The organism is Wenzhouxiangella sp. XN79A (assembly GCF_012272825.1).
In the GTDB taxonomy this organism is placed as follows: Bacteria; Pseudomonadota; Gammaproteobacteria; order Xanthomonadales; family Wenzhouxiangellaceae.
Map to the genome: position 1 here is coordinate 165989 of NZ_JAAWWS010000157.1, position 19836 is coordinate 185824.

General features: G+C 68.6%; 16 protein-coding genes. 10 read left to right on the plus strand and 6 right to left on the minus strand.

Annotated features, from left to right (window positions below):
• The first annotated feature begins 6 nt into the window (after positions 1 to 6).
• Both HFP89_RS12725 and HFP89_RS12730 read left to right on the plus strand, forming a co-directional pair.
• The gene (locus HFP89_RS12725; RefSeq protein WP_168718039.1) at positions 7 to 1212 is read left to right on the plus strand and encodes a cation:proton antiporter; all 1206 of its coding nucleotides are present in this window, start codon (positions 7 to 9) and stop codon (positions 1210 to 1212) included.
• A gap of 204 nt (positions 1213 to 1416) precedes the next feature.
• Positions 1417 to 6447, plus strand: coding sequence for a Calx-beta domain-containing protein (locus tag HFP89_RS12730; RefSeq protein WP_168718040.1), 5031 nt, complete (start codon positions 1417 to 1419; stop codon positions 6445 to 6447).
• Positions 6448 to 6507: 60 nt separating this feature from the next.
• Here the strand turns inward: HFP89_RS12730 and HFP89_RS12735 are convergent, their stop codons facing one another.
• On the minus strand, positions 6508 to 7668 hold the full coding sequence (locus HFP89_RS12735) for a PQQ-dependent sugar dehydrogenase (protein ID WP_168718041.1): 1161 nt from the start codon (positions 7666 to 7668) through the stop codon (positions 6508 to 6510).
• Positions 7669 to 7791: 123 nt separating this feature from the next.
• Here HFP89_RS12735 and HFP89_RS12740 point away from each other — a divergent pair, with 123 nt between their 5' ends.
• On the plus strand, positions 7792 to 8994 hold the full coding sequence (locus HFP89_RS12740; RefSeq protein WP_168718042.1) for an MFS transporter: 1203 nt from the start codon (positions 7792 to 7794) through the stop codon (positions 8992 to 8994).
• Positions 8995 to 8997: 3 nt separating this feature from the next.
• Here HFP89_RS12740 and HFP89_RS12745 read toward each other — a convergent pair whose 3' ends face one another.
• The gene (locus HFP89_RS12745; protein WP_168718043.1) at positions 8998 to 9282 is read right to left on the minus strand and encodes a zinc ribbon domain-containing protein; all 285 of its coding nucleotides are present in this window, start codon (positions 9280 to 9282) and stop codon (positions 8998 to 9000) included.
• Between the two features lie 77 nt (positions 9283 to 9359).
• Between HFP89_RS12745 and HFP89_RS12750 the strand changes: the two genes are divergently transcribed.
• Entirely contained in the window at positions 9360 to 10040 is a 681-nt protein-coding gene (locus HFP89_RS12750; RefSeq protein ID WP_168718044.1) for an SDR family NAD(P)-dependent oxidoreductase, read from the plus strand.
• A 36-nt stretch (positions 10041 to 10076) separates the two neighbouring features.
• Positions 10077 to 10421, plus strand: coding sequence for a histidine triad nucleotide-binding protein (locus tag HFP89_RS12755; RefSeq protein ID WP_168718045.1), 345 nt, complete (start codon positions 10077 to 10079; stop codon positions 10419 to 10421).
• Positions 10422 to 10995: 574 nt separating this feature from the next.
• Here HFP89_RS12755 and HFP89_RS12760 read toward each other — a convergent pair.
• From HFP89_RS12760 to gdhA, 4 genes are all read right to left on the minus strand, one after another.
• Positions 10996 to 12306 (minus strand): hypothetical protein, encoded by a 1311-nt coding sequence (locus HFP89_RS12760; RefSeq protein WP_168718046.1) that lies wholly within the window; start codon positions 12304 to 12306, stop codon positions 10996 to 10998.
• Positions 12307 to 12327: 21 nt separating this feature from the next.
• Complete coding sequence (locus tag HFP89_RS12765) at positions 12328 to 12594, minus strand: hypothetical protein (RefSeq protein ID WP_168718047.1); 267 nt, start codon at positions 12592 to 12594, stop codon at positions 12328 to 12330.
• A 115-nt stretch (positions 12595 to 12709) separates the two neighbouring features.
• Positions 12710 to 13231, minus strand: coding sequence for a hypothetical protein (locus HFP89_RS12770; protein WP_168718048.1), 522 nt, complete (start codon positions 13229 to 13231; stop codon positions 12710 to 12712).
• 423 nt (positions 13232 to 13654) lie between these two features.
• Positions 13655 to 15022, minus strand: a complete 1368-nt coding sequence (gene gdhA, locus HFP89_RS12775; protein WP_168718049.1) for an NADP-specific glutamate dehydrogenase — start codon at positions 15020 to 15022, stop codon at positions 13655 to 13657.
• A gap of 148 nt (positions 15023 to 15170) precedes the next feature.
• On the opposite strand from gdhA, the gene miaB reads away from it, so the two are divergent.
• The 5 genes from miaB (at position 15171) to HFP89_RS12800 (ending at position 19716) form a co-directional block, all read left to right on the plus strand.
• Positions 15171 to 16508: a tRNA (N6-isopentenyl adenosine(37)-C2)-methylthiotransferase MiaB gene (gene miaB, locus HFP89_RS12780; protein WP_168718050.1), complete on the plus strand. Its 1338-nt coding sequence runs from the start codon at positions 15171 to 15173 to the stop codon at positions 16506 to 16508.
• Positions 16509 to 16512: 4 nt separating this feature from the next.
• Positions 16513 to 17481 (plus strand): PhoH family protein, encoded by a 969-nt coding sequence (locus HFP89_RS12785; RefSeq protein ID WP_168718051.1) that lies wholly within the window; start codon positions 16513 to 16515, stop codon positions 17479 to 17481.
• The gene (gene ybeY, locus HFP89_RS12790) at positions 17471 to 17932 is read left to right on the plus strand and encodes an rRNA maturation RNase YbeY (protein ID WP_168718052.1); all 462 of its coding nucleotides are present in this window, start codon (positions 17471 to 17473) and stop codon (positions 17930 to 17932) included. Before HFP89_RS12785 ends, ybeY begins: the two co-directional genes overlap by 11 nt.
• 45 nt (positions 17933 to 17977) lie before the next feature.
• The gene (locus HFP89_RS12795; RefSeq protein ID WP_168718053.1) at positions 17978 to 18841 is read left to right on the plus strand and encodes a transporter associated domain-containing protein; all 864 of its coding nucleotides are present in this window, start codon (positions 17978 to 17980) and stop codon (positions 18839 to 18841) included.
• A gap of 119 nt (positions 18842 to 18960) precedes the next feature.
• Entirely contained in the window at positions 18961 to 19716 is a 756-nt protein-coding gene (locus HFP89_RS12800; protein ID WP_168718054.1) for a hypothetical protein, read from the plus strand.
• Positions 19717 to 19836: the final 120 nt, after the last annotated feature.

A 19836-nucleotide genomic window follows, 5' to 3' on the forward strand; every position in this document is an offset into this window, starting at 1 on the left:
GCTCCGATGAACGGATTCATCGAGCATCACGCATCGACGCTGGCGCTGCTGGCCGTCGGCGTGCTGCTGATCGCCATCCTGCTGGTGCGGGTCGGGCTGCGCGGACGCTGGCTGCCGCCGATGGTGGCCTACATCGGCCTCGGCCTGCTGCTCGGGTTCGTGCTCGACCGGGCTGCCGGCGAGGAGGTCCGCACGGTGTTGCCGGGACTGCGGCTGCTGGCCGAGGCCGGCCTGGTGATGCTGCTGTTCAAGGCCGGCCTGGAAGCCGATCTGAAGGACCTGCGCGCACAGCTGCCCAATGCGCTGGGCATCTGGTTCTGGAACGTCGTGATCAGCGGCCTGGCCGGCTATGCCGCGGCGCGCTGGTGGCTGGACCTGGATGCCTTCTCGTCGCTGTTCGTCGGTGTGGCGATGACCGCGACCAGTGTCGGCGTCAGCGTCGGCTTGTGGCAGGACGCCGGCCGGCTGGACAGCCACGAGGGAAGCCTGCTGCTCGACCTGGCCGAGCTGGACGACCTCAGTACGATCGTGCTGATGGCGGTTCTGGTCGGCATGGCCCCGCTGCTGGCCGCGGGCGAGTCGCTGATCCAGCCCGAAGCCGGGGTCGTGCTGCTGCAGGTCGTCGGCACGCTGGTCGGCTTCCTGGTCCTGGCCGGGGTGTTCTCGGTCTGGCTGGAGCCGCGCCTGACCGCCTTCTTCGAGCGCCACGAAACCGATCACGAGCCGGTGATCCTGGTCGTCGCGGTCGGTTTCCTGATCGCGGCCCTGGCCGAGCTGGCCGGGTTGTCGCTGGCCATCGGCGCGTTCCTGGCCGGGCTGGCCTTTTCGCGCGACAACCGGGTCGCGCGCGAGCGACCGGTCATCCGTGGGCTGTACGACTTCTTCAGCCCGTTCTTCTTCGTCGGCTTGGGCCTGATGGTCGAACTCGACGCGTTCGCCGGCGTCCTGCTGCCGGCGGCGCTTCTGCTGGTCGCGGCCATCGGCGGCAAGCTGCTCGGCGTCGGTCTTCCGGCCCGGCGGCGCCTGGGCGGGGCCGGCGCGCTGCTGCTGGCCGCGAGCATGGTGCCGCGCTCGGAGATCGCGATGGTCGTCATGCAGCGCGGCCTGCAGGTCGGCGTCGACGAGCGTGCGTTCGCCGCCATGGTCGTCGTGTCGGCCGGCACCGTGCTGTTCGGAGCGCTGCTGGTCCCGGGACTGCTGCGGCGGACGTAGCGGTCGATCGCTCGCCGGGGACGGGTCGCTGCCGGGCGCAGGGCGCTACTGACGATCGCCGAACGAAGGGTTGTCGTGCCGTAGTGCGTATAGGCCATCGAACTCTCGCGATTCGAGATCCTCATGATGCAATCGGACTGTCCGCCTCTCCACGTTCGGCCGCCCCGGCCGCGTCATCGCCACGAACGGCTGCGTGGCCTGGGGGTGTGTCTCTTACTGCTGGCCGCCGGCCTCCTGACGACACCCGGCCTTGCGCAGACCACGATCACTACGACCGACGGACGGGTCGAGGGGCCGCTCTACGTCAAGGCCATCAATACCGGGGCCGGGGACTTCTTCGGTCGCAGCGTGGCGGCCGACGGCGACACCTTCGTCGTGGCGGCGCCCCTGGAAAGCTCGGCATCGGCCGATGACCCGTCGGACGACTCGCTGACCAGCTCGGGGAGCGTGCATGTCTATGTTCGCGAGCCGGACGGAGACTGGCAACACCAGGCCTTTCTGAAGGCCGACAATGCCGGTTCGGGGGACACGTTCGGGTCGGCCGTGGCCCTTTCGGGCGACACGCTGGTGATCGGAGCCGCCGGCGAAGGCAGCGCCGCTTCCGGCGTCGATGGCAACGGTTCCGACAACACGGCGCCAGGGGCGGGCGCCGTCTACGTGTTCGTGCGCGACGGCAATGGCACCTGGACCCAGCAGGCCTACCTGAAGGCCTCGAACCCGGACGCCGAGGATGGCTTCGGGTCGTCGGTCGACATCGACGGGGACCGGATCGTGGTCGGGGCGCCCTTCGAAGACAGTTTCTCGACCGGCGTCGACGGCAACCAGCTCGACGACACGGTGCCGGATGCCGGTGCGGCCTACGTGTTCGTGCGCGACGAATCGGGGAACTGGACGCAGGAGGCCTACCTCAAGGCCCATAACACCGGTGCCGGCGACCAGTTCGGTTCGTCGGTCGGCATCACCACCGGCACTCTTCGCGACATCGTCGTGGTCGGAGCGCTGGGCGAAGACAGCTCGGCCACGGGGATCGACGGAGACGGATCCGATGATTCCCTGCCCGACGCCGGCGCGGCCTACCTCTACTACATCGAGACCTTCGAGCCGAACGAACCCTGGATCTACGCCGACTACCTGAAACCCAGCGAAGCGTTCGAGCGTGCCCGCTTCGGCAGTTCGGTGGCCATCGACGGCAGGGACGTGCTGGTCGGTGCGCCCTATCACGGCGTGGGCGAGATCGGCGCAGCGTTTCTCTTCAAGGAGAATGCTTCGATCGACAGTACCTTCGAGTACGCCTATATCGTGGCACCGAACGCCGACTTCGGCGACCTGTTCGGCGGTGGGGTCGATGTGCGCGGAGGGCGTATCGTCATCGGCGCCCGGGACGAAGCGAGCGGTTCGGCGGGCGTGGACGGCAATCAGGCGGACAACTCGACGTTGAATGCCGGCGCCGCCTATGTCTATCAGCCCCTGGGGGGGCGCCTCTGGCACACGGCATACCTCAAAGCGAACAATCCGGACCCGAACGACTATTTCGGCTCCGGCGACGTTGCGATCGGCAATGAGTTCGTCGTCATCGGAGCGCACCTCGAGGACAGTGCATCCGTCGGCATCGGGGGCAACCCGCAAGACGACTCGCTCTCGCAGGCGGGTGCAGCGTACGTCTACGACGCGCCCGCCATCTATACGATGTCCGTCGATATCGAGAACCTGGCCGGCAGCGGCATGCGCGGACGCCTGAACGGTGTCGAACGGAACGCTACCTCACCGGGCCCCGCTTCAGCGATCGGTTTCAACGAGCCGGCGCTGTTCGACGGCGATGAGTACACGTTCGAAATCATCCAGCAACCCTCCGACCCCGATCAGATCTGCGAACCGTTCACGATCACCGGGGTCATCGATGGCCCGCCCGAGGATCTGATCGTGACCTGTCCCGTGATTCCTCCGCCCCCGTCCTATCCGGTCGGCGGCGCGGTCACGGGGCTGGTCGGCAGCGGCCTCGTGCTGCGGCTGAACGATGGCGACGACCTGAGCATCGCCGGCAACGGGGCGTTCGAGTTCTCGAATCCGCTCGAGCAAGGTGGGTCCTACGGCGTCACGGTGGCCTCGCAGCCCACCTCGCCCGACCAGTTCTGCGTCGTCGGGCAGGGTGCCGGGATCGTCGGGGAGGGGCCGATCGACGACGTCGAGGTCCGCTGCGCCCAGCCGTTGCCCGTGGCTGACTACGCCGTCGATGCCTACATCAAGGCGACCAACACCGACAGCCGTGATGAATACGCCTCCTCGATCGCGCTGGACGGCAACACGCTGGTCGTCGGCGCGCCCGGGGAGGATTCCGCGATCGGCGGCATCGGCGGCCCGCCGGCCAACAACGCCGGCAACGGCAGCGGTGCGGTCTACGTCTACGTCCGGGACGAGCTCGGCGGCTGGACGCCCCAGGCCTACATCAAGGCGCCGTTCCCCGAAGACGGCGATGCCTTCGGTTCTGCCGTTGCCCTGTCCGGCGACACGCTGGCGGTGGCGGCGATCGGCGAGGACAGCGACTCGACGGGATTCAACGGCGATCAGCTCAACGACGACGCGAGCGACTCCGGCGCGGTCTACGTCCTGACGCGCAATGGCAGCGGCCAGTGGCTCTACGAGGCCTACCTGAAGCCCTCCAATACCGATTCCGACGACGAGTTCGGCGCTTCGCTGGCGCTCGACGGCGATACGCTGGTGGTCGGCGCGCCGGCCGAGGACGGTGCGGCGCCGGGCGTGGACGGCGACGACGCCAGCAACGACGCGCGGGATTCCGGCGCGGCCTACGTGTTCGTTCGAGACGGGACGACCTGGTCGCAACAGGCCTACCTGAAGGCGACGAACCCCGATATCCAGGACGACTTCGGCAACGCCGTCGCCCTCCGGGGCGATCGAATCGTGGTCGGCAGCCCGGGCGAAGACAGCTCGTCGAACGGCGTCGACGCCAACCCCCTGGACAACGAAGCGCCGGCCGCCGGCGCCGTCTACGTGTTCGATCGCTTCGGCACGACCTGGACCCCTTCGGCCTACATCAAGGCCCTGGACCCGGAGACCGGCGATCAGTTCGGGGACGCCGTGGCGCTGACCGACGAATGGCTCGCCGTTGCCGCGTATCGTGAGGACGGGCCCGGCAACGCGACGTTCGAAGCCGGCACGGTCTACCTGTTCGAATGGAGCGGCGCGGCCTGGGCGGCGCGCGGCAAGCTCCGGCCAACGCACCCGGACGCCGAAGACCAGTTCGGCATCGACATCGACCTCGACGGCGACCGGCTGGTGGTCGGCGCCTGGCTCGAGGACAGCGCATCGTCCGGCGTGGGCGGCGACGGCAGTGATGATTCCCTGACCAGGGCCGGGGCCGCCTACCTGTTCCGCTTGTTCGACGGCGCCTGGCAGTTCGAACACTACCTCAAGCCGTCGGTCACGGACTTCAACGACCAGTTCGGGAGAACGGTCGCCCTGTCCAACGGGCTGATCGCCGTCGGTTCGATCGCCGAGGATGGTTCCTCGACGGGCCTCGGCGGTGATCCGCTCGACAACGCAGCGACCTCGGCCGGCGCGGTCTGGACCTTCGACGCGACGCGGACGACGATCGGCGGCCAGGTCGATGGCCTGGCCGGCAGCGGGCTGGTGCTGGAGCTGGTCGGCGTCGAAACGCTGCCGGTCGCGTCCGACGGAAGCTTTACCTTCGCGACCCCGGTCGCCAGCGGCTCGCCCTGGGAGGTCCGGGTCGCGGCCTCGCCCACGGGGCCCGACCAGACCTGTGAGGTCGTCAACGGGTCGGGCGTGCTCGGCAGTCAAGCGGTGGTCGATGTCCAGGTCGACTGCAGCAGCGGGTTCACGATCGGCGGCACCGTCGTCGGCGCTGAAGGACCGGGTCTCGTGCTGCGAAACGCCGGCGAGGACCTGACGATCACGGCCAACGGCGCGTTCGCGTTCGTCCAGGCCGTGGCCGACGGCGGAGCGTACGCGGTCAGCATCGTCTCGACGCCCGATTCACCGCCGCAGCAGTGCCAGCTGATCAACGGCAGCGGTACGGTGCAGGGTGCGCCCGTCTCCGATGTGCAGGTGCAGTGCCAGACCCTGTATCGGGTCCGGGGGGACGTCGCCGGCGCTGCCGGTCCGGGCCTCGTGCTGCAGAACAACGGCGGCGATGACCTGACCATCACGTCCAACGGGCCGTTCCAGTTCGAGGGCCTGCTGCTCGACGGCGAAGCCTATGCCGTCACCGTGCGCTCGTCGCCCGCCTCACCGCCACAGAACTGCATCGTCGGCAACGGCAGCGGAACGGTCCAGGGCCAGAACGTCGTCGATGTCCAGGTCACCTGCCGGACCTTCCACGCCATCGGCGGCACCGTCACCGGCGCGGCCGGCCCGGGACTGGTGCTGCAGAACAACGGCGGCGACGACCTGGCCATCGCGGCCAACGGGCCGTTCCAGTTCGGCCAGCTGCAGCTGCCGGGCTCGACCTACGACGTGACCGTGCTGTCGGCACCGAGCAGTCCGGAACAGCTCTGCCGCGTGCTCGACGGCAGCGGTACGGTCGGCCAGGGCGATGTGACCGACATCGTCGTCCAGTGCCGGCTGGCGCGCCGCATCGGCGGTACGGTGACCGGGCTCGAGGGCAGCGGCCTGGTGCTGGAGCTCAACGGTGAAGCCCAGCTGCCGATCTCGACCAACGGACCGTTCCAGTTCCCCGATCCGATTCCGGACGGGTTCACCTACGACGTGACCGTCGTCGGGTTCCCGCAGGCCCCGGAGCAGGCCTGCACGGTCACCAACGGCAGCGGCACGGCGAGCGGCGGCGACGTCGCGGATGTCGCGATCGCCTGCGAGACGACGGCCGAGACGGGCCGGATCCGGTTCCGGACCGGGCTGATCGAGGTCGACGAGGCCGACGGGATGGCCATGGTCGAGGTCGAACGGGTCGGCGGCACGGACGGTGTGATCGAGGTCGCCGTCGTCAGCCAGGCCGGTTCGGCCGTCGAAGGCGTGGACTACCTGGCGGTGAACGAGACACTGATCTGGGCGGACGGCGATGCAACGGTGTGGCCTGTGGCCGTGGGCCTGGTCGACGACGTCGACGCCGAGCCCGTCGAGGACTTCGAGCTGGTGCTGGTGCGGCCGTCGTATCAGACGCCGCTGGGCAGTCCGGCGACCGTCTCGATCCGCATCTTCGACGACGAGACCGTGCTGTTCGCCAGCGGATTCGAGGATTGACAGGAAACCGCCCGGGCCGAGAAGCCCGGGCGGTGCAGTGGCGATTCCGGCAGCGTCTGCTCAGCCCGCCGGGCGGATGCGCCAGACGCCGTCGTTGCCCTCGCCGTTGTCGGTGACCAGGTAGATGAAGCCGTCCGGGCCGACGCGCACGTCGCGCACGCGGCCGACTTCGCCCTGGATCAGGCGCTCTTCGTGGACCACCTCGCCGTCTTCCCAGACGATTCGACGGATCTGCTCGGTGGCCAGGCCGCCGGCGAGGAAGTTGCCTTGCCAGGCCGGGAAGGTGTCGTCGACCAGCACGGCCAGGCCCGACGGGTGCAGGCCCGGCGTCCAGTCGATCACCGGATCGACGATGCCGGCCATCGAGCGGCGGGTGTAGTCGAAGTAGCGTTCCTCGGTGCGGTAGTCGCGGCCCCGCGAGACCACCGGCCAGCCGTAGTTCGCGCCGGGCGTCATCAGGTTCAGTTCGTCGCCGCCGCGCGGGCCGTGCTCCGTCGACCACACCTGGCCCGTTTCCGGATGGACCACCAGGCCCTGGATGTTGCGGTTGCCGGAGGTCCAGATCTCGGGGCGCGCATCGCTGCGGCTGGCAAAGGGATTGTCGGCGGGGATGCTGCCGTCGTCGTTCATGCGCAGCAGGGTGCCGGCGTGATCGTTGAGGTCCTGGGCGCGCGGCGGCTCGGCGCCGCGATCGCCGATGCTCATCAGCAGCGTGCCGTCGGGCAGCCACGCCAGCCGCGAGCCGTAGTGGCGGCCGGGGGTCGAGAAGCGGTCCTGGATGAACACCTGCTCGACGTCGACCAGCCGGTCGCCGTCGAGCCTGCCGCGCGACAGGGTCGTCGCGGAGTCGACGCCGTCGGGGCCGGCCTGCGACCAGCTGAAGTAGACCCAGTCGTTCTCGCCGTCGCCGTAGTCGGGATGGGTGACGACATCGAGCAGGCCGCCCTGGCCGCGGGCGGCCACCTCGGGCACGCCGTCGATCTCGGTCACGTCGCCGTCGAGCGTGACCCGCAGCAGGCGGCCGGGCCGCTCGGTGACCAGCAGGTCGCCGTCGGGCAGGAAGGTCAGCGCCCAGGGTTCGCTGAGGCCCTCGGCGATGGCCTCGAGTTCGATCGGCTGGTACTCGGTGCGCAGGCGCTCGGCGGCAGCGGGCAGCGACGCGATCGCCAGGCCCAGCGCGGCGAGGACGGCAGACGTCGAACGGGAACGGAATCGCAACATCGTGGATCTCCAGGGTCGATAATGCTTCCGATGATAGCCGACCGGCGCTTTGTTCCCGTGTCGGCGGTCGGCTGCGATACCCTGACGGCCCTCGCCACCGGACGCACCGGCCAAGGACTGCCGATGACCGATGCCCCGCGCCGCGGGCTGCCGCCCGCCGGCCGCTTCGCGCTGACGGCCGCGCTGTGCTCCAGCGTCGGCCAGACCTTCTTCATCGGCCTGTTCGGGGCCGAGTTCCGGGCCGCGTTCGGGCTGAGTGACGCGGCCTTCGGCACGCTGTACTCGTCCGCGACCCTGGTCAGCGGACTGACCGTGTTCTGGCTGGGGGCCGTGGCCGATCACGTCGCGCTGCGCCGGATCGCCGTGGTCGTGGCGCTGGTGCTGGCCGCGGGTGCTGCGGTCGTGGCCACGGCGGCCACGCCGCTGCTGTTCGCCTGCGGGCTGTTCCTGCTGCGCCTGGCCGGGCAGGGGCTGCTCGGTCATCTGGCGGTGGTCGCGGCCGGCCGCTTCGCCACCGTGCGGCGCGGCCGCGCGCTGGCCATGGCCAGCTACGGCTTCATCGTCGGCGAGGCGCTGTTTCCCTTCGCATTGGCGCTGGCGCTGGAATCGCTGCACTGGCGCGCGGTCTGGTGGAGCCTGGCCGCCGTCGCCGCACTGGTCGTCGCACCGCTGCTGTACGTGCTGGCCCGGCCGCTGGTCGGTGATCCGTCGGCCGAAGGCGACGGAGACACCCCGGTCGCGCCGCCGCGGATCGGCCGCGGCCGTCTGCTGGTCGACCCGACCTTCCTGCGCATCCTCGCCGTGGTGCTGGTGCCGCCGGTGGTGGTGACCGCGCTGTTCCTGCACCAGGCGGCGATCGCCGAGCGCCAGGGGTGGGCCATGCTCGCCGTCGGCCAGGCCTTCGCGCTGTTTGCCGCCGCCCAGTTCGCCGCGTCGTTCGCCGCCGGTCGGTTGATCGACCGCTTCGGGGTCCGGCCGCTGCTGCGGATCGAGCTGGTGCCGCTGGGCCTGGCCCTGCTGGCGCTGGGTGGGCTGGCGCCGGGGCCGTCGCTGTGGGCGATGTTCGCCGGGCTGGGCCTGACCGCCGGGCTGAACTCGGTGCTGGCCGCGGCAGTGTGGGTGGAGTTCTACGGCACCCGCCAGCTGGGCCTGGTGCGCGGGGTGTACATGGCGTTGATGGTGGTCTCGACCGCGCTCGGGCCGGTGGCGCTGGGGCTGCTGCTGGATGCCGGGGTCGCGCTGTGGAGCATCGGGCTGGTGGTGGCCGGCTACGCCGCGCTGGTGCCGCCGCTGGCCACGCCTGGGCGAACTGCCCGCCGACGCTGAACGTCAGTCGCCCTTGATGATTCTCGGGCCGGTACCGGCGGTCTTCTCGTAGACGCCCTGGCCGATCTTCTTGTACTGGGTGAAGCCGTGCTTCTCGATGTTGTCCGGCCGCTGCATATGGGCCTTGCCGGAGACCACCTGCGGCGCCGAGATCACGCGCTCGACGGGCGCCCCGCAGCCCGGGCAGGCATCCAGCGGCTCCTCGGCGAGCTTCTGCAGCTTCGTGAAGCCGTCGCGGCAGTGGCGGCAGCCGTCGGCGCTGGTGGCTCGGTATTCGTAGAACGGCATTCGTGATCGCACCCGGTTTTGCAGACTGGACGACGATACTATGGGGCGATTCATTGACCGCTGCAAGGATTCCATCGATGAACGAAGACGTCTCGCGCGTCGTGCTGGTCACCGGCGCGGCCGGCGCCCTGGGCTCGGCGCTGGTGCGCCGCGTGCTGGCCGACGGCGCCGACTGCATCGCGCTGGACCGCGATCGCCGCGGGCTGGAGAGGCTGCATGACGGCCTGGCCGCGGAAGGTCGCGCGCCGCTGGTCGTACCGCTGGACCTGGCCGGCGCCGGCCCGGACCACTACGTCGAGCTGGCCGAGTCGCTGCATGCCGAGTTCGGCCACGTCGATGCGGTGATCCACGCCGCGGCCGAGTTCAAGGGCCTGCGCACGATCGAGAACCTGCCGCCCGACGAGTGGATGCAGGAACTGCAGGCCGGCGTCACCGGCCCGATGCTGCTGACCCGGGCGCTTCTGCCACTGCTGCGTAAGTCTCCCGACGGCCGCGTGGTGTTCGTCATCGACGACCCCGAGGCCCGCGCCGCGGCCTACTGGGCCGGCTACGGCGTGGCCCAGTCGGCGGTGCGCGCCCTGGCCGCGATGCTGGGCGCCGAGTGTCGCAAACACGGCCCGGCCGTGACCACCGTCGACCCCGGCCCGTTCTACAGCGGTCTCCGGTCGCGCGTCTGGCCGGCCGAGGACCCGCGCAAGCTGCCGACGGCCGAGGCCGCCGCGGACATCGTGCTGGCCGCCCTCGACGCGCGGCACTGATCGAATTCCCGTTTCCCGAATCCGAAGGAGCCGACCATGAGCGACACCCTGTTCGAGAAGATCGTGGCCCGGGAGATCCCGGCCGACATCGTCTGGGAAGACGACGAGCTGCTGGCCTTCCGCGACATCGAGCCGCAGGCGCCGGTGCACATCCTGATCATCCCCAAGCGGAAGATCCGCACCCTGAACGACCTCGAAACCGAGCACGCCGAGCTGGTCGGCCGCATGGTGCTGGCCGCGCGCGACATCGCGCAGTCCGAGGGCATTGCCGAAGACGGCTATCGCCTGAACTTCAACTGCAACGAGGGCGGCGGGCAGTCGGTGTGGCATATCCACCTGCACCTGCTGGGTGGGCGGCAGATGAAGTGGCCCCCCGGCTGAAAAATCGCCGGAGGGCTGCTGCGCGACGGCGTGCGGGCGCCGTCCGGTACTCGGATTCCTCATGCACCCTCGAGTGCACTGCGGTTCCTGCGCTCCGGGCGGCCCCCGCACGCCGCCGCTCGCGACGCCCTCCGACGATTTTTTCGTGTGATCGAAAGGCTGCTGCGCGACGGCGTGCGGGCGCCGTCCGGTACTCGGACTCCTCATGCACCCTCGAGTGCACTGCGGTTCCTGCGCTCCGGGCGGCCCCCGCACGCCGCCGCTCGCGACGCCCTCCGACGATTTTTTCGTGTGATCGAAAGGCTGCTGCGCGACGGCGTGCGGGCGCCGTCCGGTACTCGGAATCCTCATGCACACCTGAGTGCACTGCGGTTCCTGCGCGGAGCCTGCCCCGGACCCGATCCGGGGGGGGCGTCCCCCGCACGCCGCCGCTCGCGACGCCCTTCGACGATTTTTTCCGGGATCGATGCTCGCGCAAGGTCCGTGTGCGGGCGCCGTAAGGTGTGGTGAGCGGTCAGCGCATCGGGCGCATCCGAGCATTAGCGATGCGCTGACGCGACTTGATGCGCATCATTCAGAGTCGATAGGCGATCGTGACGGCGTAGGTGCGCAGATTCGACGAACCATCCCACGCGGCCCCGCTGGGCCTGGGATTAACCTGAATGTAGTACTGAGACGTTGCCCCGTCGACGACGTGATCCAGCCCTGTTGCGCTTGGGAACGAGATCACGGGTGCCGAGCCGCTGGTCTCGATCGACGCAACGACTTCGCTGGAGTCGCCGGGCACAAGACCGTCTCTGATGACAACGATTCTCAGGTTCGCATCGGGACGATTGTCCGAGGTCGTGGCCACCACCGATTCGATGCGCGCGCCGTCGGGCAGTATCAGCGGAGCGAACAGAGGCGTCGTGTCCCCGGCGTCGTTGATGTAGATGTGTTCGATGCTGAGAAAAAAACCGACGTCGTCGCGGAGCGTTCGGAACGCTGCCGCCGGCACGGTGATTCGGCGCAGCGGGGATGTCGACAGGTTGCCGGCGGCATCGACGACCACGGTCTGCGGTTGGCTTCGATCGTGGCCGAGTCCACGCAGGCGAACCGAGCCATTGACGTCCAGGGTGGCCGAAGGGTTGATCGTCGAGATCCCGACCCGGCCCTGGCCGGTCGCGGAAAGCACGTCCCCGGCGACGCTGCTGAAGATGTTGAACCGATCGTCGACTGGATCGGCGCCCCGCGTCAGCGCCGCCAGGCTCCAGAACCGGGTCGTGGGTGCGGTATTGGAAAAGCTCATCCGGGCGTAGTCGTCGTCGTCCTCGACCAGTGCCAGCTGCGGCGCACTGATCGTGCTGTTTCGCTGGACGTGCAGGCGCGCCAGCGGCACGTCGGTGCCGATGCCGACGTTGCCCTGGTCGTAGTAGGTCGACGTGCCGTCGACCGCCCACTGCGAGTCGCCTGGCGGGCCTTCCGGTCCGGGCGGGCCGGTGGGTCCGACTGGTCCTGCGGGGCCGGGCGGCCCCTCGTTGCCGGCCAGCGCGAACATCGCCATCGGCGCGGCCTGGACGCGCTGCCGGGGCTCCAACAGGGTGCCGTCGACGATGATCTCCAGCCAGCGCGGGTCCGGCCCGAAGCTGCCGGTGCCGAAATCCAGTTCGACCTGGAACAGGCCGTCCTCGATCGGCCAGTCGGCGCGAGTAAGTGCCGGGCCGACCTGGATGCCGCCGGACAGGCTGTCGTAGAGCCGGAACTCGAGATCGGCCATGCCGGTGAACGGCGTGCCGGCCTGGCGGAGCTGGCCCTGGTAGGTGATCGGCTGCTGGGCGAGTGCGGGCAGGCAGACGAGCAGCAACGAGGCGATGGCCAGGCGGGAGAGAAGGGTGCGGATCGTCATCGAAGGGTCTCCGGTGGAGGCTCAGGACTCGAAGGAGTCCTTGAACAGGAAGTCGGACGCGGTGCCCAGGCCCCAGAATCCGCCGGTCAGCTCCCACGGCCCGCCGGAGGCCGAACCGTTGGCGGTGGCGTCCCACTGGCCGAAGGTGCCGGACAACGACCAGTCGCCGCCTTCGGCCGCGATCTCGCCGCCGCCGTCGATGGTGGACCAGTCGATGGTCCAGTCCTGGGCACGGGCGGGCAGCGCGATCATCAGGACGGCGCAGAGGGCAGGAATCGATCGAGTCATGAATGTGCGCATGGGCGGCCGTTCACGTGGGGGCTGTTCTATCAATCGGAAACCGTGCCGAAACCCCGCCTTGCGCGTGATCTCGAGGGCTGCGGCGAATGAGAGGCGGGGCACACTAGGGCGCCACCGCGCCGGACGCCGGCGAACTGCATCCATCCGCCGGTTGCTGCCGGTCGGAACGTTCGGGGTTCACCAGGCCCCAATCGGGCCCGATCCTGCGGCCATCGCCGTAGGTCGCCGTGCCGTTGACCGACCAGGCCGATGTCGCAGGACCCCGAGCCGGGGCCAACGTGATCGAAGCCGGCCTGACGGCCTCGCGGGGGCCTGTCGGTTCGCCGTCGACGATCACCTCGAGCCAGCGTCGCCCGGCGCCGAACGGGCCGGGAATGAAGTCCAGCTCGACCTGGAACAGGCCGTCCTCGACCGGCCAGTTCGGTCGCGCGATCGGGGTGGCGACCGGGCTGCTGCCGGTCGGTGCGTCGTAGAGTCGGAACTCGAGATCGGCCAGGCCGGTAAACGGGGAGCCGGATTGGTTCAACTGCCCCCGGTAGGTGATCGGCTGCTGGGCCAGTGACGGAAGCGTCGTGAGCAGCAGCGCTGCGGTCACGGCACGGGCAAGACGAACGGGCCTGTTCATGAAGGGTCTCCGATACCGAATCCGGAATCGCAAGGCGTTCTCGAGCAGAGCGCCGGACTCGGTGCCGAGGTTCCGGAACCCGCTGGCCGGTTCCCGGGGCTTGCCGGACGCGGCGCCGGTGTCGGTGGCATTGCATCGGCCGAAGATGCTCGGCATGCCCGATCGTCGCCTTTTGCGACGGTCTCGCCGCCGCGGTCGATGGCGGGCTCGATTTCGGCTCGATCTGAGGCCGGATCTGAGGCCCCATCCAGGATCGGAAAGCTCGGCATGGGTCGGGTTCGTGGTGTCCTGTACTCAAGAATCGGAACCCGCGCGAAATCCCTGCCAGCGACGTCCTTCGCCGAACATTCCCGATCGGGCCGTTCCCCGTCCGACGGCGCCCGGGACCGGGGTGTGCGAGGGACTCGGCTGTCCGGCAGAAGCTCAGAGCACGCCTTGTGCCAGCATCGCGTCGGCGAGTTTTTCGAAGCCGGCGATGTTGGCGCCTTTCCGATAGTTGACGGGCCGCCCGTCGCCGTTGCCGCCGTGGCGGACGCAGCGGTCGTGGATCTCGCGCATGATTCGCTGCAGTTCTTCATCGACGCGGTCGCGGGTCCAGACCAGGTGCTGGGCGTTCTGGGCGCGCTCCAGGCCGGACACGGCCACGCCGCCGGCGTTGGCGGCCTTGCCGGGGGCGTAGGACATCGCGTCGTCTTGCTGGAACGCCTCGACCGCCTCGGCGGTGCACGGCATGTTGGCGCCTTCGGCCACCAGCCAGCAGCCGTTGTCGAGCAAGCGCTTCGCGTCGTCGCCGTCGAGTTCGTTCTGGGTCGCGCAGGGCAGGGCGATGTCGCACTCCACGCCCCAGGGCTTCGCTCCTTCGTGGTAGCGCCAGCCCAGTTCGTCGGCCACCTGTTCGATCGAACAGCGATGCTCGCCCTTCATCCGCTGGGCGGTGGCGAGCTGCTCGGCGTCCAGCCCGTCCCGACCATGCATCATTCCCTTCGAATCCGACAGGGTCACGACCTTCGCGCCCAGTTCGATCGCCTTCCGTGCGGCGTGGCAGGCGACGTTGCCGGCCCCGGAGATGGCGACGCGGGCACCGTCCAGGTCCCGGTCGAGACGCTCGGCCATGTCCTTGACGAAGTACAGCACGCCGAAGCCGGTGGCCTCGGTGCGCAGCTCCGAGCCGCCGAAGGACACGCCCTTGCCGGTCAGCGCACCGACGAATTCGCGCGTGAGGCTGCGGTACTGGCCGAACAGGTAGCCGATCTCGCGCTGGCCGACGCCGATGTCGCCGGCCGGGATGTCCTGGTTCGGGCCGACGTAGTGGACCAGCGTGTTCATCAAGGCCTGGCAGAAGCGCATGATTTCGGTGTCGCTGTGCTGCTTGGGATCGAAATTGGCGCCGCCCTTCGCGCCGCCGATCGGCAGGCCGGTCAGCGCGTTCTTGAAGCACTGCTCGAAGCCGAGGAACTTCAGCACCGATTCGGTTACCTCCGGGTCGAAGCGCAGTCCGCCCTTGTAGGGTCCGATGGCGTTGTTGAACTGCACCCGCCAGCCGCGATTGACCTGAACGCAGTTGTCGTCGTCGGTCCAGCAGACCCGGAACGAGACGATCCGGTCCGGTTCGGTCATGCGCTCCAGCAGCATCGCGTCCCGGTATTTCTCGTGCTCGGCGATGAACGGCAGCAGATCGCAGGCCACTTCGTGGACGGCCTGGTGGAATTCGTCCTGGCCGGGATTGCGCCGAACCAGGCCGTCCATGAAGTCGTTCAGTGCGCTGCTCTGGGCCGCGTGTGGTTCGCTCATCGGAACTCTCCGCAATTCGTGGTTGCGCTGCAGGCTATCAGCCCGTCGCGAACGCGCGCCCGGCCGAGCCACACGGGATCGCCGACAATCGGGGTCGAGGCTCCTGAATTTGCTAGACTTCCCGGTCCTTTCACGCAAGAATCGCCCGATGGCCGGAAAGCTCTACATCAAGACCCACGGCTGCCAGATGAACGAGTACGACTCCGACCGCATGGCCGAGGTGCTCGCCGCCTCGCACGGCCTGGAGCTGACCGACGACGAGTCGGCCGCCGACGTCATCCTGGTCAATACCTGCTCGATCCGCGAAAAGGCCCAGGAAAAGGTCTTTTCGCAGCTCGGCAAGTGGCGCCCGTTCAAGGCCGACCGGCCCGAGGTGGTGATCGGCGTGGCCGGCTGCGTGGCCAGCCAGGAAGGCGAAGGGATTCTCAAGCGCGCGCCGTTCGTCGACCTGGTGTTCGGCCCGCAGACCATTCACCGGCTGCCGCAGATGCTCGACCAGGTCCGGGAGCGCAAGCAGCCGGCCGTCGACGTGAGCTTCCCGGAGATCGAGAAGTTCGACCATCTGCCGCCGCCCGGCGCCAAGGGCCCGACGGCCTTCGTGTCGATCATGGAAGGCTGCTCGAAGTACTGCACCTTCTGCGTCGTGCCCTACACGCGTGGCGAGGAGGTCAGCCGGCCGCTCGACGATGTGATCGCCGAGATCGCCCAGCTCGAGGCCCAGGGCGTGCGCGAGATCAACCTGCTCGGCCAGAACGTCAACGCCTACCTCGGCCCGACCCACGACGGCGGCACGGCCGACCTGGCCATGCTGATCCGCTACGTCGCGGCCTTCGAGGGCATCGAGCGGATCCGGTTCACGACCTCGCACCCGGTCGAGTTCTCCGACCGGCTGATCGAGGCCTTCGGCGATACACCGAAGCTGGCCAATTACCTGCACCTGCCGGTGCAGTCGGGTTCCGACCGCATCCTGTCGCTGATGAAGCGCGGCCACACGGCACTGGAGTACAAGGACCGGATCCGCAGGCTGCGCGAGGTCCGGCCCGATATCTCGCTGTCGTCGGACTTCATCGTCGGCTTCCCCGGCGAGACCGAGACCGATTTCGAGCAGACCATGAAGCTGATCGGCGACCTGAACTTCGACCAGTCGTTCAGCTTCATCTACTCCGCGCGGCCCGGCACGCCGGCCTCGAACCTGCCGGATACGGTCTCGATGGAGGTCAAGAAGAAGCGCCTCCAGCGCCTGCAGGCCCAGCTCAATGCGCAGGCCCGGGCGATTGCCGAGGCCATGGTCGGCACCACCGAGCGGGTGCTGGTCGAAGGCCCCAGTCGCAAGGACCCGAACGAACTGGCCGGGCGCACCGAGAACAACCGCGTGGTCAACTTCCAGGGCCCGGCCTCGCTGATCGGGCAGTTCGTCGATCTCGAGATCACCGCGGCGCTGGCCAATTCGCTGCGCGGCCGGATTCCGGCCCGCGACGCGGCCTGAGCCGATGAGCGACCCCGTCACCCTGGAACTCGAGCCGGCCGACAACGAGCGGCTGGCCAACCTGTGCGGCCCGTTCGACGAGCACCTTCGGCTGATCGAAAAGCGGCTGGGCGTGGACATCAACGCGCGCGGCAACCTGATCGCGATCCAGGGCGAGCCGGACGCCACTGGCGCAGCTCGCCGCGTGCTGCGGAAACTGTTTCGCCAGACCGAGCGCGAGGTGCTGACGCCGGCGCTGGTCAACCTGAGCCTGCAGGCTTCGGGCCTCGACGAGCCGGAAGACGGCGAGCGCGAGACGGTGATCCGGACCAAGCGCGGCCTGATCCGCGCGCGCGGACCGAACCAGCGCCGCTACCTGGAGCAGATCGCCAACTGCGACATCAACTTCGGCGTCGGTCCGGCCGGCACCGGCAAGACCTTCCTGGCCGTGGCCTGCGCGGTCGATGCGCTGGAATCCGATCGTGTCCAGCGCATCGTGCTGGTCCGTCCGGCGGTCGAGGCCGGAGAACGACTGGGTTTCCTTCCCGGCGACCTGGCCCAGAAGGTCGATCCCTACCTGCGGCCGCTGTACGACGCGCTGTACGAAATGATGGGCTTCGAGAAGGTCGCGCGGCTGATCGAGCGCAACGTCATCGAGGTCGCGCCGCTGGCCTACATGCGTGGCCGAACGCTCAACGACGCCTACGTGATCCTCGACGAGGCGCAGAACACCACGCCGGAGCAGATGAAGATGTTCCTGACCCGGATCGGCTTCGGCTCGCGTGCGGTCATCACCGGCGACCTGACCCAGATCGATCTGCCATCGAAGATGCCGTCGGGGCTGAAGCAGGCGGTCGGCCTGCTGCGCGAGGTCGAGGGCGTCGGCCAGACCTTCTTCGATGCCCGCGATGTGGTTCGCCACCCGATCGTGCGACGGATCGTCGAGGCCTACGAGCGGGCCGATGCGGAGGCGCCGGGCAAGCATGACCATTGACGTTCAGCACGCGGTGTCGCTGGACGGCGTGCCGCCCGACGCCGAGCTGGTCCGCTTCGCCGAGGCCGCGCTGCCGACCGAGGGCGCGGCCGACGTCTGCCTGCGGATCGTCGACGAGGCCGAGAGCCGGGCGCTGAACCACCAGTGGCGCGGCAAGGATGCACCGACCAACGTGCTGAGTTTTCCCGGCTCGGCGCCGCCCGGACTGCCGGCCGAGGCCCTGTCGGGCGGAATTTCCGGCGACCTGGCCCTGTGCGCACCGGTGATCGCGCGCGAAGCCCGCGACCAGGGCAAGCCGCTGGCCGATCACTGGGCCCACCTCGTGATTCACGGAATCTTGCACTTGCGCGGCTTCGACCATATTCATGACGTGCAGGCCAACGAAATGGAGCAGCTGGAGCGCGAGCTGCTCGCCGGGCTCGGCATCGCCGACCCGTACCGGGACGTCTGAGCGTCCCGAGCGTTACCTTGTCCACCGGAGAAATCGACCCTTTCCATGAACGACGACTCATCGAACAGTAGCAGCGGCTCCGCGGGCCGCACCTGGCTGGAGCGCATCGGACGCGCTTTCGGCGGTGAACCGCGGAGCCGGGACGACTTGATCGAGTTGCTTCGCGAAGCGACCGACAACGGCCTGATCGAAACCGATACCCTGGCCATGATCGAAGGCGCGCTGGAGGTCGACGAGCTCCAGGTGCGCGACGTGATGATTCCCCGTTCGCAGATGGTGGTGGTGCCGCAGGGCACCGCGCTGGACGAGATCCTGGGGATCATTCTCGAGTCCGGCCACTCCCGCTTTCCGGTGGTCGGCGAGGACAAGGACGAGGTCCAGGGCATCCTGCTGGCCAAGGACCTGCTCCGGCTGGTCGCGCGCGACAGCGGCGTCGAACTGGCCGAACTGATCCGGGCTCCGGTGATCATTCCCGAGTCCAAGCGGCTGAACGTGCTGCTGCGCGAATTCCGGGTCAACAAGAACCACATGGCGATCGTCGTCGATGAATACGGCGGTGTTTCGGGCCTGATCACCATCGAGGACGTGCTGGAGGAGATCGTCGGCGACATCGACGACGAGCACGACGCCGAGGCCGTGGAAGACATCCAGCGGATCGAGGCCGGCCGGTACCGGGTCCAGGCCCTGACCCCGATCGAGGACATCAACGAGGTGCTCGGCACCGCGTTCAGCGACGACGAGTTCGACACCATCGGCGGTCTGGTGGTCGCGGAGTTCGGTCGCCTGCCGGAAGTCGGCGAGTCCGTGGCGATCGAGGAGTGGAGTTTCCGGGTCACCGCCGCCGATGACCGGCGGCTGCAGGCCATGGAGGTCGAAGTGGTCCGCGGGCCCGCCCCGAACGAAGTGTGATAAAGATCACATTATCTTGCTAATCCTGTGAAAATAAGCGAGGATGGACCTTCCCCGCAACGGGCTGGACACCGTCCGGGAGGGACTGCGGGTCCTTCAACGTCACAGGGAGCAAGAACATGAACAAGACCACGAAGTTGCTGGCCGCCGTCGTCACGGCGGCCTGTTCGATGCCGGCCATTGCCGACGATCACGACGACTACATGATCTCGATGACCGAGATCGGCGTCACCATGGGTCACGGGATGGAATTCCGGAACGGCATGAAGGCCTACATCGAATGCTATGAAGAGGAAGGCGGGGAGAATGCCTGGTCGGTGTGGTGGCCGGTCGGCGGCAAGCTCAACACCATGCTGATGGTCTCGCGCATGGACATGTGGGCCGAGATGGACGAAGAGGATCCGGCCTCGGAAGCCTGCTGGTCGGTCGTTCGCGAACAGATCTGGCCGCACATGGACACCGTCGAGCGGAGCTTCGCCAAGCGGATGCCCGATTGGAGCGGCGACGCCGATGACTACAGCGTGGTCACCCTGCACAATTTCCGCGTCGAGGATGGCGAGGCGTTCCGGGAGGTCGTCGGTGAGATCACCGGCTACATGAAGGAGGCCGAGTACGAGCACATGGGCACCTGGTACGACGTGCAGGGCAGCACCCGCTGGGCGGCCGATTATTTCGTCGTCGATCATTACGGCAACTTCTCGGCGATGGACGAGGACCGGGACGGCGCCAACGGCGTGATGGTCGCGGCGATCGGCGAGGAAGCGGCCGCCGAGACCTGGGACCGGTTCGGCGATTCGCTGGCCGAGATGGAGCCGTACTGGACGCGTACGCTGCGTCGCGACGACGAGGTCAGCTACTCGCCCGGCGACGACTGAAGTCCAGGTCATCGTTGGCCGGCCGACGGCCGACGGACCGCTCGACCGAAAACGGCCCGGATGCACCGGGCCGTTTTTCTTGACCGCAGATGGACGCGGATGAGGATCGGAACCGGGCGC

What these genes read in the sequence shown, in the direction of transcription:
- HFP89_RS12795 (WP_168718053.1), top strand. Translation starts at nt 17,978, where the DNA reads ATGAACGACGACTCATCGAACAGTAGCAGCGGCTCCGCGGGCCGCACC.
- HFP89_RS12735 (WP_168718041.1), bottom strand. Translation starts at nt 7,668, where the DNA reads ATGTTGCGATTCCGTTCCCGTTCGACGTCTGCCGTCCTCGCCGCGCTG.
- HFP89_RS12740 (WP_168718042.1), top strand. Translation starts at nt 7,792, where the DNA reads ATGACCGATGCCCCGCGCCGCGGGCTGCCGCCCGCCGGCCGCTTCGCG.
- HFP89_RS12745 (WP_168718043.1), bottom strand. Translation starts at nt 9,282, where the DNA reads ATGCCGTTCTACGAATACCGAGCCACCAGCGCCGACGGCTGCCGCCAC.
- gdhA (WP_168718049.1), bottom strand. Translation starts at nt 15,022, where the DNA reads ATGAGCGAACCACACGCGGCCCAGAGCAGCGCACTGAACGACTTCATG.
- HFP89_RS12785 (WP_168718051.1), top strand. Translation starts at nt 16,513, where the DNA reads ATGAGCGACCCCGTCACCCTGGAACTCGAGCCGGCCGACAACGAGCGG.
- miaB (WP_168718050.1), top strand. Translation starts at nt 15,171, where the DNA reads ATGGCCGGAAAGCTCTACATCAAGACCCACGGCTGCCAGATGAACGAG.
- HFP89_RS12800 (WP_168718054.1), top strand. Translation starts at nt 18,961, where the DNA reads ATGAACAAGACCACGAAGTTGCTGGCCGCCGTCGTCACGGCGGCCTGT.
- HFP89_RS12770 (WP_168718048.1), bottom strand. Translation starts at nt 13,231, where the DNA reads ATGAACAGGCCCGTTCGTCTTGCCCGTGCCGTGACCGCAGCGCTGCTG.
- HFP89_RS12750 (WP_168718044.1), top strand. Translation starts at nt 9,360, where the DNA reads ATGAACGAAGACGTCTCGCGCGTCGTGCTGGTCACCGGCGCGGCCGGC.
- ybeY (WP_168718052.1), top strand. Translation starts at nt 17,471, where the DNA reads ATGACCATTGACGTTCAGCACGCGGTGTCGCTGGACGGCGTGCCGCCC.
- HFP89_RS12765 (WP_168718047.1), bottom strand. Translation starts at nt 12,594, where the DNA reads ATGACTCGATCGATTCCTGCCCTCTGCGCCGTCCTGATGATCGCGCTG.
- HFP89_RS12760 (WP_168718046.1), bottom strand. Translation starts at nt 12,306, where the DNA reads ATGACGATCCGCACCCTTCTCTCCCGCCTGGCCATCGCCTCGTTGCTG.
- HFP89_RS12725 (WP_168718039.1), top strand. Translation starts at nt 7, where the DNA reads ATGAACGGATTCATCGAGCATCACGCATCGACGCTGGCGCTGCTGGCC.
- HFP89_RS12755 (WP_168718045.1), top strand. Translation starts at nt 10,077, where the DNA reads ATGAGCGACACCCTGTTCGAGAAGATCGTGGCCCGGGAGATCCCGGCC.